At 72.9% G+C, this 15,651-nt stretch carries 12 protein-coding genes and 1 pseudogene; 9 read left to right on the top strand and 4 right to left on the bottom strand.

The annotated features are described in order from the left end of the window. Both ACIQ6R_RS37000 and ACIQ6R_RS36995 read right to left on the bottom strand, forming a co-directional pair. On the bottom strand, positions 1–353 hold a 353-nt coding region (locus ACIQ6R_RS37000), incomplete at its 3' end, for an adenylyl-sulfate kinase (RefSeq protein ID WP_404226434.1). Positions 354–400: 47 nt separating this feature from the next. Continuing rightward, on the bottom strand, positions 401–1,177 hold the full coding sequence (locus ACIQ6R_RS36995; protein ID WP_404186916.1) for an alpha/beta fold hydrolase: 777 nt from the start codon (positions 1,175–1,177) through the stop codon (positions 401–403). A gap of 349 nt (positions 1,178–1,526) precedes the next feature. Here ACIQ6R_RS36995 and ACIQ6R_RS36990 point away from each other — a divergent pair, with 349 nt between their 5' ends. From ACIQ6R_RS36990 to ACIQ6R_RS36950, 9 genes and pseudogenes are all read left to right on the top strand, one after another. Beyond that, entirely contained in the window at positions 1,527–3,377 is a 1,851-nt protein-coding gene (locus ACIQ6R_RS36990) for a condensation domain-containing protein (protein ID WP_404226432.1), read from the top strand. Positions 3,378–3,428: 51 nt separating this feature from the next. Further along, positions 3,429–5,402, top strand: coding sequence for an FAD/NAD(P)-binding protein (locus ACIQ6R_RS36985; RefSeq protein ID WP_404226431.1), 1,974 nt, complete (start codon positions 3,429–3,431; stop codon positions 5,400–5,402). Further along, complete coding sequence (pcaB, locus tag ACIQ6R_RS36980) at positions 5,399–6,853, top strand: 3-carboxy-cis,cis-muconate cycloisomerase (protein ID WP_404226429.1); 1,455 nt, start codon at positions 5,399–5,401, stop codon at positions 6,851–6,853. Before ACIQ6R_RS36985 ends, pcaB begins: the two co-directional genes overlap by 4 nt. Before the next feature lie 145 nt (positions 6,854–6,998). Next, positions 6,999–7,769, top strand: a complete 771-nt coding sequence (locus ACIQ6R_RS36975) for a thioesterase II family protein (protein WP_404186912.1) — start codon at positions 6,999–7,001, stop codon at positions 7,767–7,769. A gap of 10 nt (positions 7,770–7,779) precedes the next feature. Continuing rightward, positions 7,780–9,045 (top strand): beta-ketoacyl-[acyl-carrier-protein] synthase family protein, encoded by a 1,266-nt coding sequence (locus ACIQ6R_RS36970; protein WP_404186911.1) that lies wholly within the window; start codon positions 7,780–7,782, stop codon positions 9,043–9,045. Beyond that, positions 9,042–10,289 carry a ketosynthase chain-length factor gene (locus ACIQ6R_RS36965; protein WP_404186910.1) on the top strand — a complete coding sequence of 416 codons (1,248 nt, stop codon included), beginning with the start codon at positions 9,042–9,044 and terminating at the stop codon, positions 10,287–10,289. The genes ACIQ6R_RS36970 and ACIQ6R_RS36965 overlap by 4 nt, the downstream gene beginning before the upstream one ends. Before the next feature lie 135 nt (positions 10,290–10,424). Next, positions 10,425–12,686, top strand: a complete 2,262-nt coding sequence (gene tap / locus ACIQ6R_RS36960; RefSeq protein WP_404226427.1) for a telomere-associated protein Tap — start codon at positions 10,425–10,427, stop codon at positions 12,684–12,686. 6 nt (positions 12,687–12,692) lie between these two features. Next, positions 12,693–13,250, top strand: a complete 558-nt coding sequence (gene tpg, locus ACIQ6R_RS36955) for a telomere-protecting terminal protein Tpg (protein WP_404186908.1) — start codon at positions 12,693–12,695, stop codon at positions 13,248–13,250. A 96-nt stretch (positions 13,251–13,346) separates the two neighbouring features. Next, positions 13,347–13,481 (top strand): annotated as a pseudogene (locus ACIQ6R_RS36950) (deaminase); the annotation flags it as partial. A 49-nt stretch (positions 13,482–13,530) separates the two neighbouring features. On the opposite strand, the gene ACIQ6R_RS36945 reads toward ACIQ6R_RS36950, so the two are convergent. Both ACIQ6R_RS36945 and ACIQ6R_RS36940 read right to left on the bottom strand, forming a co-directional pair. Continuing rightward, the gene (locus ACIQ6R_RS36945) at positions 13,531–13,926 is read right to left on the bottom strand and encodes a hypothetical protein (RefSeq protein WP_404186906.1); all 396 of its coding nucleotides are present in this window, start codon (positions 13,924–13,926) and stop codon (positions 13,531–13,533) included. After that, complete coding sequence (locus ACIQ6R_RS36940) at positions 13,920–14,537, bottom strand: replication/maintenance protein RepL (RefSeq protein ID WP_404186905.1); 618 nt, start codon at positions 14,535–14,537, stop codon at positions 13,920–13,922. Before ACIQ6R_RS36940 ends, ACIQ6R_RS36945 begins: the two co-directional genes overlap by 7 nt. Positions 14,538–15,651: the final 1,114 nt, after the last annotated feature.

Raw genomic sequence — 15,651 nt, 5'->3', positions numbered from 1 at the left:
CCGTTCGCCTCGTGCCGCTTGCGGACCGCGTCCCGGCTGTCCGCGTAGGGGGCGATCACCGGGACCAACGCCGTGACGCCGTTGCGGGCGAGCAGCTCGGCGACGAAGCCGATGCGCTGCACGTTGGTGTGCCGGTCCTCGCGGCCGAAGCCGAGGCCCGCCGAGAGGAACTCGCGGATCTCGTCGCCGTCGAGCACCTCGACCCTGTGTCCGGTGACGCGCAGCCGCTTTGCGACGGCACGGGCCACGGTGGTCTTGCCCGCACTCGGCAACCCGGTCAGCCACACGGTGGCGCCGCGCTCACAGGTGGCTGCTCCGACGGCCCCGGCGGCCGGGTTGTGGGCTGTGGTCACGGTAATGCCTTCCTGAACGTGGGATGGCGCGACGGAGCGAGGAGGCCTCAGGCCGTGGCGAACTCGGCGAGGGTCCGGCCGAGCACGTCCATGTCGATCCGGTGCCAGGAGCCGGGCAGTTCCAGCGATCGGCCGTCCGGCAGCGCCGCCGCGGTCGCCCGCGCCGCCGCGCGCAGCCAGTCACTGGTGCCGGTGCTGTTCAGGACGAGGGTCTGCGTCGTGTACCCGGCGAGCCGGTCGACCGGGATGCTGCAGTCGCCGCAGATCGCCACGTCGTAGGCGAGGGTGTGGGCGTTCGCCTCGTTCATCGCCCAGATCGGACCGTTGCGCCACTGCGCGACCGTGTCCGGGGTCAGCCCCAGGAAGCTGCCCAGGTAGTACTCGACCGCCTCCTGACGCCGGTCCTCCTCCATGAGGACACGGAGGGTCTTGGCGACGTTCCACGGCGGCTTCGGGAACCCGTCGACGCGGTAGAACGGCTCGTGCAGCGCCAGTCTGGTGATCGGGGCCCCGGCGAGCGCCGCCTCGATCGCCAGGTTCGCCCCCGAGGAACCGGCGAACACGACCGCCGACCCGCCGGCCTCCTGGATCACCGCTTCTAGGTCCTCGATCTCGCGGGCCACCGCGTAATCGGGGCAGTCGCCGCTCTCGCCGCGCCCGCGGCGGTCGTAGACGTAGGTGGTGCAGTGCGGCGCCAGCTCGGGAACGAGCGTGTCGAAAATGGTGTGGTCGCGGAAGGAGCCGTTGAGGAGCACGATCGGTGGTCCCTCGCCGGCCTTCTCGTAAGCGATCGTCGTGCCGTCCCGGGAAACGACCTTGTGCATCACGCACTCCTCACGCCGAACGGAGGTGCTTTCACCTCCCCGTCTGGCGGCATCCTCGGGTGCTCCCCTGGACCACGGGTCGAGGACCGGTCGCAGGACCCCTGTGCCGTGGTCGTCCTCCGACGGAACGGCCACGTCCGTTGCCGCCGCGTCCTCCTCGCCCCGCGCCGCACCAGCCGCACGCGAGCCGGGCCTCAGCGGGATTCGACCCGTCGGCCTTGTCATGACAGTGGCGGGGTGAGGCCCGGTGGCAGCCGTCAGCGGCGCGTCAGTTCGCTGGCAGCACCGGCGGCGACAGTGGTCCGGGCCCAGTCCCGTCCCGTCCTGCCGCCGAACTCCGGGAGACGACATGAGCAACCGGGTCGAACTCGGCCAGGTGCACGCCGTCCTCATGTCGCTGCCCGGTGTGCGGGACGCGGCCGTGCACGTGGCCCGGCACGCCCCGGGCGGTCGGCGGATCATCGCGCACATGGTGACGCGCACCCCGCTGGCCGAGTTGCGTGCCGCCCTGGAGTCGAGGCTCCCCTCCCGCCTGGTCCCGGCCCGTTTCCACCGAGTGCCGCACATTCCCCTGCTCCCCGACGGCAGCACCGACCGGCACGCACTGGCCCGACTGACCTCGCCGGAGTCGGAGCCGGAGCCGGAGCTGGAGTCGGAGCCGGAGCCGGACCTGGCCCCGGAGCCGGACGCCACCGCGACGCCGGTGGCGGATCACGAAGGACCCGCGCGACACGACACCGCCGCGCCGCCGGGGCCGCCGACGACCGTGCCGGTCACCCCGCAGCAGCACGCCCTGCTCCTGGACGCGCTCGCCCACCGTGACGCCGGCCGGTATGTGGAGCAACTGCACTGGCGTTGGCGCGGTCCGCTGGACACCGACCGGTTCACCACCGCCTGGCAGTCGGTGTTCGACCGGGAGACCGTGCTGCGCGCCGCCTTCGCCTGGGAGTCCGGGCCGCGCCTGGTGCTGCACGGGCACGCCGACGTGGAAGTCGTCCGGCATCCGGCCGGCTCCGTGGACTTCGAGAACCTGAGGGAACAGGACCGGCAGCGCGGCTTCGACCTGCGTCGCCCCGGCCTGCTGCGGCTGAACCTCGTCGACGAGACCGCCCCCGCCGACGGCAGCCATCCGTGCGTCCGAGTCCTTCTCACCTTCCACCACGTCATGCTGGACGGCTGGAGCGTGTCGGTCCTGCTCCAGGAGTTCTACCGCGCCTACCTCGCCGGCGGCCACCTGCCCGGCGGAGAACGGCGCCCCGACGTCCGCGACTACGCGCGCTGGCTCGCCGGCCGGGACACCGGCCCCGCCCGCGACTTCTGGGCCTCGGCCATTCCGCCCGGCGCCGCCCTGCTGCTGCCCGCGGCGCCCGGCCCGGCCACCGGGCTGAGCGGGACCGGCCGGGCCCAGGCCCGCCTCGGCGCCGGCCAGGCCGACCGGCTGCGCGCCTGGGCGGCGTCCTGCGGGGCCAGCGAGGCCGGTGCCCTGCAGGCGGCGTGGGCGCTGCTGCTGTACCGGGCCGCCGGCACCACCGGCCCCGCCACGGTGGGCTTCGGCGTCACCGTTCCCGGCCGCGGCATCGCCCTCGACTCCGTGGAGCGGCTGCCCGGGCTGCTCATGAACTCGCTGCCCATGACCGTACGGGTCGACCCCGCCGCGGCCGTACCCCGGCTCCTGGCCGACCTGCGCGACCGGGCCCTGGACATCGCCTCCTACGAATGGGTGTCGCTCGGGCAGATCCACCAGTGGAGCGGGCGCCACGCGGACGACAGGCTCGCGGAGAGCCTCATCGTCTTCGAGAACCGGCGGCGCGGCTCCGACGACCTGCGCTCGGCCCTCGCCGCGCAGGGCATCAGCGTCGGACGGCCCCGCGCGACCGGCGTGCGGAGCATGTTCCCGGTCGCCCTGCACGCCCACCGGGACATCGACGACGGCCTCGTCCTGACCGCCGTTCACGACCGTTCCCGGCTCGCCGACGGCGACGCGTCACGCCTCGTCGCCCAATGCGCCCGTCTGCTGCGCGAACTGCCCGGCCTGAAAGGCGGTTCGCAGAGCGTGGCCGACGCGCTGGCGTCCCTCGCCCGAGAGCCGCGGGTGCGGATGGCCCGGGCGTCCGCGGCGACCGCTTGCAGTGAACCGACCCGAGGAGAGCCCGACCATGACCACCCACCGTCGGCACAACACCCCGACCGGCACCCTTGACGGGCCCGGCGAGCGAACGGCCGTCCCCGCGCCCGGACCGAAGGACGCGTGATGAACGCCGGCCACCTCCGGATCGGTGTCGTGGGAGCCGGACCCCGCGGCCTGTCCGTGCTGGAACGGGTATGCGCCAACGAACGGGTCGACCCCTCGCCCCGCCGGGTCACGATCCACCTCGTGGACCCCTGCCGGCCCGGCGCCGGACGCGTCTGGCGCACGGACCAGTCGCGGCTGCTGCTGATGAACACCGTCGCCTCCCAGGTGACGGTGTTCACCGACGACACGGTCACGATGGAGGGACCGGTGGACCCCGGGCCCGACCTGCTCGAATGGGCCCGCTCCGTAGTCCTGGCCGCGCCCCCCGGCCGGTTCGGCGAGGCCGTGTACGCCGAGGCGCGCACGCTGCGTCCGGACAGCTACCCCACGCGCGCCTTCTACGGCAGCTACCTGGAGTACGCCTACCGGCGCATCAAGGAGCGGGCACCCGCCAACTGCCGCATCGTCGAGCACCGCACCCACGCCGTGGCGCTGCGGGACCAGACCGGCGCACCCGGCGGCCCGCAGGTCCTCACCCTCGCGGACGGAACCCGGCTGCGCGCCCTCGACGCCGTCGTCCTCGCCCAGGGCCACCTTCCGCGGCGGCCGTCCGCCGAGGAGTCGGCCTGGGCCCGGACGGCAGCGCGGCACGGACTCACATACGTCACACCGGCCAACCCCGCCGACCTGGACCTCGACACGATCCCACCGGGACAGACCGTGCTGATGCGCGGGCTGGGACTCAACTTCTTCGACGGGATGGCACTGCTCACCCTCGGCCGTGGCGGCCGGTTCGTCCGCCGCTCGGGACGTACGGTCTACCTCCCCTCCGGCCGGGAGCCGCACATCTACGCCGGCTCCCGGCGCGGCGTCCCCCATCACGCGCGGGGCGAGAACCAGAAGGGCCCCAGCGGCCGTCACGAACCCCGGCTGCTCACCACCGGGACCATCGACAGGCTGCGGCGCCGGCGGCTGGAGGGGGAACCGGTCCGCTTCCGCACCCACCTGTGGCCGCTGATCCGCCTGGAGGTGGAAAGCGTCTACTACGAGACGCTGCTGCGCACGGAAGACCGCGCCCGGGAGGCGTCGGCGTTCGTACCGGCCTACCTCGCGGCCACCGCCGCGAAGGACCGCGCAGGCGTCCTGGACTCCTACGGCATCGACCGCGGCAGACGGTGGGACTGGGATGTGATCCAACGTCCCACCAGGGGGCGGCGCTTCGCCGACCGGGCCGACTTCCAGCACTGGCTCCTCGGCCACCTGGCCGAGGACGTACGCCAGGCACGGGCCGGCAACGTCGACGGACCGGTGAAGGCGGCGCTCGACGTCCTGCGGGACATACGCAACGAAGTCCGCCTCGCGGTCGACCACGGCGGCCTGGACGGCGCCTCCCACCGCGACGAGCTGACCGGCTGGTACACCCCGCTCAACGCCTTCCTCTCCATCGGCCCTCCCGTCTCCCGCGTCGAGGAGCTGAGCGCGCTGATCGAGGCCGGAGTCGTACGGCTCCTGGGGCCCGGAACCCGGATCGCACTGAGCACTCGGGAAGACCCGGCCGCGTTCGTGGCCACAGCCGACCACGTCGGGGCGGAGCCCGTCCGCGCACCGGTGCTGATCGAGGCCCGGCTCCCGGAACCCGACCTGCGCCGGACCGCCGACCCCCTGCTGCGGTCCCTCCTGGCCACCGGTCAGGCGGCGCCCTACCGGATCGAAGGCACCGACGGGGCCTACGAGTCGGGCGGCCTCGCCGTCACCCGCCGCCCGTACCACACCGTGGACGCCCACGGCCGGGCCCACCCGCGGCGTTTCGCCTACGGAGTCCCCACCGAGTCCGTGCACTGGGTGACGGCGGCCGGTATCCGGCCGGGGGTCGACTCCGTCATCCTCGGCGACTCCGACGCCATCGCCCGCACCGTGCTGCGCCTCACCCCCGCCCGGCCCGCCGTCCCCCTTCCTCAACGCCCGGCCGACCTGCTGGAGATGACGACATGACGCAGCGGACGACCCCCTTCGACGGCGGCCCGGACGCCGGACTGTTCTCCCCCGTGCGGGCCGGAACGCCCGTGGAGGAAGCCGTCTGCGAAACGGCCTGGCTCCAGGCCATGCTGGACGCCGAGGCGGCACTCGCCCGAGCCCAGGCGGCCCTGGGCACCGTCCCGGACCACGCGGCCCGCGCCATCACCCGCGCCGCCCGTGCGGAACGCTTCGATCCGCGCGCACTGGCGCTGCAGGCCCGCGAGACCGCCAACCCCGTCGTGGGCCTCGTACGCGCCCTCACCGAAGCGGTGGCGGCCGAGGACCGGCAGGCCGCCGAGTACGTTCACCGCGGTTCCACCAGCCAGGACGTGCTGGACACCGGCACGATGCTGGTGTGCCGGCGGGCACTGGACCTGATCCGCGTGGACCTGGACCGCACGGCCGCCGCACTGGCCGAACTCGCGGACCGGCACCGGGGGACCGTCATGGCCGGCCGCACCCTCACCCTGCACGCGGTCCCCACCACGTTCGGACTCAAGGCGGCCGGCTGGCACCGGCTGGTCCAGGACGCCGCCGACCGGATCGGGACCGCACGCAGCGGCCTGCCGGTCTCCCTCGGCGGGGCGGCCGGCACCCTCGCCGGATACCTGGAGTTCGCCGGCCCGCGGAACGGCACGGAGCGCCCGGACGGGTACCCGGAGAGGCTCGTGGCCGCGTTCGCCGACGAGACCGGACTGGCCCGCCCCCGCCTGCCCTGGCACGCGCTGCGCACCCCGGTCGCGGACACCGCCGCGGCCCTCGCCTTCACCACCGGCGCCCTCGGTAAACTCGCCGTCGATGTACAGGTCCTGGGCCGTACGGAGATCGCCGAGGCCGCCGAGCCCGCCGTCGCGGGACGGGGCAGTTCCTCCGCCATGCCGCACAAACGCAACCCCGTCCTGTCCACCCTGATCCGCAGCGCGGCCCTGCAGGTGCCCCTGCTGACCGCGGGCCTCACCCAGTGCCTGGTGACCGAGGACGAGCGTTCGGCGGGAGTGTGGCACGCCGAGTGGCTGCTGCTGCGAGAGGCGCTGCGCCTGGCCGGCGGGGCCGCGTGGACCGCCGCGGAGCTGGCCGAGGGCCTGGCCCCGGACCCCGGGCGCATGCTGCGCAACCTCGGACTGACCGGAAACCAGGTGGTCAGCGAACGCCTGGCCGCCCTGCTCGCCCCGAGCCTCGGCAGGGCCCGCGCGAAGGACCTGCTGACCCGGGCCTCGCTCACCGCCGACCGGCAACAGCGTCCCCTGCTGGACGTGCTGCGCACTCTGCCGGAAGTCACCGCGCACCACACCGTGGCAGAACTCGAAGAACTGCTCGATCCCACCGCCTACGTGGGTGACGCCCCGGCCATGACCGCGCGCGCGTGTGCCCAGCCCCCGTCGAGGAGAAACCCGCCCCCCACCTTCACCACGACGTGCGCGGTGTGAGACCGGCGACGGGACGCAGGGGCGGGCTCTCCGGCCGCCCGGGCCCGATGCGTACGTGGCCGATTCGAGTCGTTCTCCAGGTGTGTCGGCGAGGCTCGGGACAACCGATGCGCCATCACCACGGCGGCCGAGGAGGTGCGACACCATGCGGGACGACACACCCGTCACGCTCTACTGCTTCGCACACGCCGGCGCCGGCGTGTCCGGGTTCGCGCACTGGCGCGCCGGCACCGGCCCCGGGGTCACCGTCGTGCCCGTACTGCTGCCCGGACGGGGCGCCCGTCGCCGCGAGGCGCGCGCGACCTCACGCGGCCAACTGCTCGACGCACTCCTCGGTCCACTCACCGGCCAGGTCTCCGACGGCCGCCCGTACGCACTGTACGGACACAGCCTGGGCGGGATCGTGGCCCATACCCTCGCCCGCGCGCTCATCGACCGCGGACTGCCCGCCCCCGGCCTCCTCGCGGTCGGCGCCAGCCCCCCACCGCACGCCGCGGCACTGCGCCGCGACGACCTCACCGACGAACGGCTGCTGCGGTTCGCGGACGACCTCGGAGCAGCGCCGGGCGGACCGCTCGCCACGCCCGGCAGCCTCTGGTACCGCTCCGTGCTGCCCGTGCTGCGGGACGACCTCCTGCTCGCCGCGGCCCTGCGCACCGCCGCGCTCGCCGAGGCGGCGCGCAGCCCCCTCCCCGTGCCCGTCCTGGCCGTCGACGGCCAGGACGACCCCGTCGTCGGCGCGGCCGCGCTGGACGGCTGGGCGCGCTGGACCACCGGCCGGTTCGTCCGGCGGACCGTCCCCGGCGACCACTTCTTCGTCCGCGGCCCGCACGCACCCCGACTGATCGGACGCGCCTGCCGCGTGGTGCGGCGCACCCGGCGCGTACCTGGGCTCATATCTGGAGGACAACTGTGAGGGACAACCGATGAGGCGGGTCGTCATCACCGGCATCGGGGTCGTGGCCCCGGGCGGCGTGGGCACCCGCGCGTTCTGGAGCACGCTCACCGCGGGCCGCACCGCCACACGCGGCATCACACTGTTCGACGCGAGCGCGTTCCGGTCGCGCATCGCCGCCGAGGCGGACTTCGACCCCGCCGCACACGGATTCGGCCCCGCCGAGGCCGCCCGCCTCGACCGCGCCGCCCAGTTCGCCCTCGTCAGCGCCCGGGAGGCGGTCGAGGACAGTGGGCTGTCCGGCGCCCTGGACCCGGTCCGCACGGGCGTCACGCTCGGCAGCGCCGTCGGCTGCACCACGGGCCTCGACAACGAGTACGGCGTGGTCAGCGAGAACGGCAGCGCCTGGGAGGTCGACCACACCCGGGCGGTCGCGCACCTCTTCGACTACTTCGTGCCCAGCTCCATGGCCGCCGAGGTGGCCGGCGCGGTCGGTGCCCAGGGCCCGGTCTCGCTGGTCTCCACCGGCTGCACCTCCGGCATCGACTCCGTCTGCCACGCCGTGGACCTGATCCGCGAGGGCAGCGCCGACGTCATGGTCACCGGTGCGACCGAGGCACCGATCTCGCCGATCACCGTGGCCTGCTTCGACGCCATCAAGGCGACCAGCCCGCGCAACGACGAACCGGAGACCGCCTCGCGCCCCTTCGACCGCTCGCGCAACGGCTTCGTCCTCGGCGAGGGGTCCGCCGTCCTGGTCCTGGAGGAGTTCGAGCACGCCCGCCGGCGCGGCGCCCACGTCTACGCCGAGATCGCGGGGTTCGCCGGCCGCAGCAACGCGTACCACATGACCGGGCTGAAGACCGACGGCGTGGAGATGGCCGAGGCGATCCGCGCGGCACTCGACGAGGCCCGCCTGGACGCCACCGCGATCGACTACATCAACGCCCACGGCTCCGGAACCAAGCAGAACGACCGGCACGAGACCGCAGCGTTCAAGCGCAGCCTCGGCGACCATGCCTACCGAGTTCCGGTGAGTTCCATCAAATCCATGGTCGGCCACTCGCTCGGCGCGATCGGCTCACTCGAGGTGGCCGCGAGTGCCCTGGCCATCGAGCACAACACCGTGCCCCCGACGGCCAACCTGCACGAGGCCGACCCGGCCTGCGACCTCGACTACACCCCGCTCACCGCGCGCGAGCAGCGCACGGACACCGTGCTCAGCGTCGGCAGCGGCTTCGGCGGCTTCCAGAGCGCCATCGTCCTGACCCGGCCGCGACTTCAGGAGGCGGCATGACCACGGCCACGCTGGACCGTCTCGCCACACGGCGCGACGCCCCCGCCACCACCGACTCCGTCGTCACCGGCATCGGCGTCACCGCCCCCAACGGGCTGGGCACCGAGGCATGGTGGGCGGCGACCCTGCGCGGCGAGAGCGGCATCCGCCCGGTGACCCGCTTCGACGCCTCCCGCTACCCGGTGCGCGTCGCCGGCGAGGTCCCCGGCTTCGTCGACGAGGAGCACCTGCCCAGCCGGCTGCTGCCGCAGACCGACCGGGTCACCCGACTGTCACTGACCGCGGCGAAGGAAGCCCTCGACGGCTCCGGCAGCGACCCCTCCTCCCTGCCCGAGTACGGCGCCGGCGTGGTCACCGCCTCCTCCGCGGGCGGCTTCGAGTTCGGGCAGCGCGAGCTGCAGGCCCTGTGGTCCAAGGGCGGGCAGCACGTCAGCGCGTACCAGTCCTTCGCCTGGTTCTACGCCGTGAACACCGGCCAGATCTCCATCCGGCACGGACTGCGCGGCTCCAGCGGCGTCGTCGTCGCCGAACAGGCGGGCGGACTGGACGCCGTGGCCCACGCCCGGCGCCAGATCCGCAAGGGCGCCCGGCTGATGGTCACCGGCGGCGTCGACTCCGCGCTCTGCCCGTGGGGCTGGGCCGCCCATCTCGCCGCCGGTGAGCTGAGCCGCGTCCCCGACCCGGCCCGTGCCTACCTGCCGTTCGACGCGGAGGCCGACGGCCACGTGGTCGGCGAGGGCGGTGCCCTGTTCGTCCTGGAGAGCGCTGCGGCCGCCCGCGAGCGCGACGCTCGCGCGTACGGTGCGTTCACCGGATACGCGGCCACCTTCGACGGGCCGGGCACTCTGCGCCTGGCCGACGCCGCCCGGCTGGCCCTCGCCGACGCCGGGGTGAACGCCGGCGACATCGACGTGGTGTTCGCCGACGCGGCCGGCGCGCGCGCCGCGGACCGCGCCGAGGCGGAGGCGCTCGCCGCCCTGTTCGGCCCGCGGGGCGTGCCCGTCACCGCGCCGAAGTCGATGACCGGGCGGCTGCTCGCGGGGGGTGCCTCCCTCGACGTGGCCGCCGCCCTGCTGACCCTGCGCGACCAGGTGGTCCCGCCGACCGTCGGGACCACCGAGCCCGCCGCCGACTGCCCCGTGGACCTCGTCACCGCCCCGCGCGAGACCGCCGTCCGGCACGCCCTCGTCCTGGCGCGCGGCCGAGGTGGCTTCAACTCGGCGGCCGTCCTGAGCGCGGTCTGACCGGACCGGCCGCCGGAACGACATCCCCCGCGTTCCGGCGGCCCTCAACCCGTACAGGCTAAATCCAAGGTTAAATGGGCTCCAAAATCCGAGGGTAAGCAATGGTACGGTGACGGCCGGAGGTGAACCGGTCCCATGCCGACGGAAGAAGAGCTGTTCACGGCCGTTGACACCCTGCTCGCAGGTGAGCCGCGGATGCCCGCCCCCGCCGAGCGAGCCCGCCTGAGAGAGGCGGCCGGGATCACCCAGGCCCGGCTCGCACAGGTACTGCAGACCACGACGCAGACGGTGAAGAACTGGGAGGCCGGCCGCGCCGAGCCCCGCCCCCCTCGACGCCAGGCATACCAGCGCCTCCTCGACGGCTGGGCACAGCAGTTCCCGCCCGACGACGCTCCTGAAAGCGCCGGACCCGACGCCACGGCCACCACCGCCCCGGCGGACGTAACGTCCGGCACCGCTCCGGACGCCGCCTCCGCGGCCCCGGCGCCCGACCCGGTGACACAGCCGGCACCCACCGCACGGACCCCCACCGCACGGACCCCCACCGCACGAACCCCCACCGCACGGACCCCCGCCGCACCGGCGCGGCACAACACCGCGCCGACCGCGTCGTCCCGGACCCAGAAGGCCACAGGAGGGGCACCGAAGCCGACGCCACCCACCACGGACCAGCGCTTCGAGAACGGCCCCCTCGCCGTCATCGACGCCGAAGACGGCGATGTCCTCGCGTACTGCGTCGGCGGCCTGATCCTGGACGTACCCGCCAAGTCCCTCCCCTCACTGGTCGAATGGACCCTGGCCGAATCCGGACTCGGCCAGGCCCGCCACCACCGCAACGGCCGCGACGGCGACCCACTCCTCGTCCTCACCACGGCCGCCCTGGAACGCTACGGCCTGCCCACCGCCCTGTCCGACGAGGAACGCCGCGCCGGACGCCTCCCGGACGGCCACAAGGCGGTCAAGCAGCTCGCCCGGGCCGACTGGAAACTGACCCGGCGCGGACTCGGCCCCTGGGCGAGGATCTACCGCCCCGCCGAAGGAGCCAAGCGCAACTGCGTCCAGCTGTGCATCCCGGCCTGGAACGCCCTGGACGCCCGCGAGTGGGACGACAGGAACGCCCCGCGGCTGCCCTCGATGCACCCGGCCGACCTCGCCCGCTACCTCGGCGCGTACGCGCAGCGGGTCATGACACCGCGCGGCACCGCGGCGGTCACCGGTCTGGAGCTGATGACCGCGCTGCGCCCGCCCACCCGCGCCGAGAAGGACCCGGCCACCGGCGAGTTCACGCGGGCCCTCAACGACGACGCGCTCACCGCCGTGTACGACGTGGTGGAGTGCGAGGTCCCCGACGAACACCCCCTCCTCAAAGGCAGGTTCGCCCGCCACCACCTGCGCACCCCGGCCGAGATGCTGATGGAGGAGCCCTACGACTGGTGCCGCCCCCTCACCGACGAGGAGTGCATGCGGAAGTACCTGGTCGCGATCGACATCAACATGTCCTTCGCCGCGGCAGCCAACGGCCTGACCGTCGGCCTGAACGGCCCGACCCACCTCACCGGCAACCCGCGCTTCGACGCGTCACTGCCCGGCTCCTGGCTGGTCGACCTCAGCCACGTCGACCTCTCCCGCGTGGAGATCAACGGCCGCACAGTCGACGGCGACCGGCTCCCCTCCCCGTTCACCCCCAAGGGCGACCGCCCCACCGGCCCGGCCTGGTACGCCACCCCGACCGTCGCCTACGCGGTGGAACTCGGCTACGAGGTCACACCCGTCGAGGCGTACGTGCGCACCCGCACCGGCCGCTACCTGGACGCCTGGTACAAGCGACTGCGCGACGCCTACGTCGCCACCATGGCCGACCTCGGCGTCACCACCGGCATGGGCGGCGCCGAGTTCCTCCAGGCGATGGCCCGCTCCCGGCAGACCGACCCGACGATGGCACTGCTGGCCGGCGCCATCAAGGCGACCGCGAAGGGCGGCATCGGCAAGCTCCGCCAGCGCAATCGGGGCCAGGTGCCGTACTACGAGCCGTGGCCGGCCCTCGAACGGGAGACGTGGCGCCCCGACATCCGTGCCGCCGTCCTGGCCAACCAGCGCATCGGCCTGCACCGCAAGCTGATGAAGACAGCGGCCGCGGCCGACCTCTACCCGGTGGCCATCGGCACCGACGCCGTCGTCTACCCCTCGCCCGGACCCTCCCCGCTGGACGTCCTGCCCCACACGCCCGAGGGCAAGCCGGTCCCCGGCACCTTCCGGCTCGGCATCTCCCCGGGAATGGTCAAGCACCAGGGCACCCGGACGGTCCTGTGGGCCGAGGAGCAGTTCGAGGAACAGGGCGGCGTCTTCAACATCGCCAACCACATCAAGACCGACCCGGCCGCCGGGGAAGGGGAGTAGCCGACGATGGTGGACCCGGTCGGGGACGGCCTGGACCGCTCACTGGAGCAGGCGTTCACCCGCCCCCTCCCCAAGAGCGCCCAGGCCCAGATGAAGTACCTGGTCAAGCAGCTCAAAGGCACCAGGGCCGTCGCCCGGCTCCTCGGGATCTCCCAGCGCACCGTGGAGCGCTACATCAAGGGACAGCTCAAACGGCCCCGCCGCGAGCTGCGCGACCGCATGGAGCGCGAGGTCAGGAAGCGCTGGCAGCCGAAGGTCAGGGAGAGGGCGAGGAAGAAGGCGTCCACCACCGACGGCCTGATCCTCTCCACCCGGGCCCGCTTCGGCTTCTCGGCCGCCCCGGGCACCACCGACGACGCCCGTGTCCGCGACATCACTCAGGCCCTCCCCCCCGACTGGGCGGACCGCCTCTTCACCGCCCGCGAGCAGGGCGCCACCGAACAGCAACTCCAGCGCATCGCGGCCGAGGGCCTCGCGGAGATGTACTTCCGCGCCAACAACACACGCGCCCAAGGCCTGGGAGTGGAGTTCACCGACATCGACCGGGTGGACATCGGCCTTTAGCCGCGCCAGCGCACTGATCGATGAGTTCCGGGTCGTGTGAAGGTCTCAGCCTGAAGGACCGCCGCGGACTGGCGCGCCCGCACCCGAAGGAGACGCATGGCCAAGCTCATCTACTCGATGCTCACCTCGCTCGACGGCTACGCCGAGGCGGCGCAGGGCGATCTCGGCACCGGAGCCGAAGATCAGGAAGTGCACACCTTCATCGGCGACCTCTTCCGGCCCGTGGGCACGTAAAGGAGTGCGATGCCGCTGATGCCGTGTCGTCCAGCCGGGCGGCCGGTCAAGCGCTGCGACGTGTGGGCACGGCGGACAGGTGCCGCTGTGGGGCGGGGGGAGCCGGGGCGGCCAGGGCACCGGCCTTGATGGCCTCGGTCGCCTCGCGCAGCGCATCTTCCATCTCCTCATGGGAGGCGTACCCGGCGAAGTACGGGTGGATGAAGTAGCTGCGGTAGCGGCCCTCGGGCCGCAGGACGATGTTCCGCTCGACCAGGTGGTTCATCGCGATGGACGTGCGGTTCTTGCTGAGCCCCACGCGCGCCCGCAGTTCGGCCTGTGAGGCGTTTACCTCGCCGCCGGGGCGCTGGACCTCCGTCATCGCGCTAAGCAGGTCGTAGTCGGCCTTGGAGAGCTCCAGGCGGTGCAGTTGGGCGTACCCGAGGTGAGCTTGGATCAGCATGCCTGCTCCTCCACGTCGTTGTCGCCGAACGCCAGCTGCCGCGTGCGCGGAGCCGGCACGGCCGGGGCCGTGAACTCTGGGAAACTCTCGCTCGCCGCCTTCTCCAGCGCGACTACATCTTCCCGCATCTCCGGGAAGTGCTTCCTGAGCGCGGCCCTGGCATCCTGGCGCAGCTGCTCCAGGGCCTCCTGCTGGAGGTCGCCGTTGCCCTTGAAGCAGATCAGCGGGTTGACCACGATCAGCGAGTTGGCGCGGCGCTGGATCATGTGCCAGTTCTCCAGGCTGCCCAGCGCCCGGGTGACGTTCGCGCGTTCGACTCCGAGGTGTCGGGCGACCTTGATGTGGGTGATCTTCAGGCGCCCCTCGACCTGACGGCCCATGCAGAACAGCAGGACCGCCGACTGTACGGGCGACATCCCGTACCGGGCGATCAGCACAGCCAGGACGTCGGCGAGGAACGCGTTGCTGACCATGCTGTAGCCGCTGCGCCCCCACGCGTCGTGGGGAGCCCGATACGTGTACTCGACGTTCGCGGACCGCACAGGCCGACCGGGCTTCGGCGGCGTACGGTCCAGCGCCTGGGCGAAGCTGTCCGCCAGCGGCGACGTCACGGACTCATTGCAGTCCGCCGACCGCCGGCCCCTGTTGGTGGAGCGACTCGCGTCCCCGGGCACCCTGGCTCCTGCTGCTCGATCTTGTCTGGTGCCCAGGACCCTAGCCGAGATTGTCCCCGTGGAGAGGGACCTTTGTCCCCGTCGGCGTGGCCCCCTGGTGTCGATGCCGACACACCGCCTCCCACGCGTACAGGGCCGAATGCGGCCCTGACCAGCCCGAACGCATTTTGTACCTCTTTCCAGGGCCAAATCGGGTCCGGTTGTGTCGAAGGAGGCACAAAACCGCAGGTCGATGTGTCAGAGCTAACACATCGCCTCTCGCGAAACCGCAGGTCAGCACGCCTTTCCGCGCGGTGCCCTTTTATCAGTAAGACGCGCGTGCGCGCGTGCGCGCGCGAGGGCAGCCACAGCCCGCCTGGCACCCACCGACCCGGCCGCTGCCGACGACATCGATCACCAGTACCCCGCCGTGCGCCTCTCTCATCACCACCCGCACTCGAACGCCACCCGGCCCATTTCTGCTAAGCATCAGCTAACGCGCCCAATCACATTTCCCGCCGTTTTTGGCTCCGCTATTCCTAACTTTGCCATTCACCTATCGCGCGGCTTTTTTCTACGGCTCACTCGCTCCACGTATAAGTCCATCTCTGACGGGATTTTTCCTCGTCAAGAGTAGTGCGCAACCATTCCAGTCCTAAGCTAGCTACTATCTTTGAAGCACGTTTTCCCGGATCGCCCACCCACACCCTCTCCGACCTCTGTTCGCTCCGTCACCCGCCCGACTGCCCGTCACCTCCCCTTCCTCTTGCTGCTGCTCGGGCCGTAGGCCCGTGGGTGGGCCGCGCGGAGCGTGGCCCACCTTGCCCGCACCGGAGTTCGGGGGTGCGTCCGGCGTGGCTGGAGCGCAGCGGAGGCCACGGGTCGGCCGGAGGCCGGCCCCGGCCCGCAACGCGGGCCGGGCGCCCTGCCTTTGGCGGTGCGCGCGCAGCGCGTGCCGCCTGGCGGTGAGCGGAGCGAACCGCTTCCGCTCACGCGGAGCGGGAGCGGCCGGGGCGCGCAGCGCCCCGGTTCGCTTGCATCGCGCGAAGCGCGATGGGACCCGCTCCGCGGG

Source organism: Streptomyces sp. NPDC096048, from assembly GCF_044763415.1.
In the GTDB taxonomy this organism is placed as follows: domain Bacteria; phylum Actinomycetota; class Actinomycetes; order Streptomycetales; family Streptomycetaceae; genus Streptomyces.
Note: the sequence above shows the minus strand (reverse complement) of the source record. Positions and strands in the feature narration are given on the sequence as shown.

Excerpts from the sequence above, each read along its gene's own strand:
- ACIQ6R_RS36975 (WP_404186912.1), top strand. The coding sequence starts at position 6,999 with ATGCGGGACGACACACCCGTCACGCTCTACTGCTTCGCACACGCCGGC.
- tap (WP_404226427.1), top strand. The coding sequence starts at position 10,425 with ATGCCGACGGAAGAAGAGCTGTTCACGGCCGTTGACACCCTGCTCGCA.
- ACIQ6R_RS36985 (WP_404226431.1), top strand. The coding sequence starts at position 3,429 with ATGAACGCCGGCCACCTCCGGATCGGTGTCGTGGGAGCCGGACCCCGC.
- pcaB (WP_404226429.1), top strand. The coding sequence starts at position 5,399 with ATGACGCAGCGGACGACCCCCTTCGACGGCGGCCCGGACGCCGGACTG.
- ACIQ6R_RS36990 (WP_404226432.1), top strand. The coding sequence starts at position 1,527 with ATGAGCAACCGGGTCGAACTCGGCCAGGTGCACGCCGTCCTCATGTCG.
- tpg (WP_404186908.1), top strand. The coding sequence starts at position 12,693 with ATGGTGGACCCGGTCGGGGACGGCCTGGACCGCTCACTGGAGCAGGCG.
- ACIQ6R_RS36965 (WP_404186910.1), top strand. The coding sequence starts at position 9,042 with ATGACCACGGCCACGCTGGACCGTCTCGCCACACGGCGCGACGCCCCC.
- ACIQ6R_RS36995 (WP_404186916.1), bottom strand. The coding sequence starts at position 1,177 with ATGCACAAGGTCGTTTCCCGGGACGGCACGACGATCGCTTACGAGAAG.
- ACIQ6R_RS36945 (WP_404186906.1), bottom strand. The coding sequence starts at position 13,926 with ATGCTGATCCAAGCTCACCTCGGGTACGCCCAACTGCACCGCCTGGAG.
- ACIQ6R_RS36970 (WP_404186911.1), top strand. The coding sequence starts at position 7,780 with ATGAGGCGGGTCGTCATCACCGGCATCGGGGTCGTGGCCCCGGGCGGC.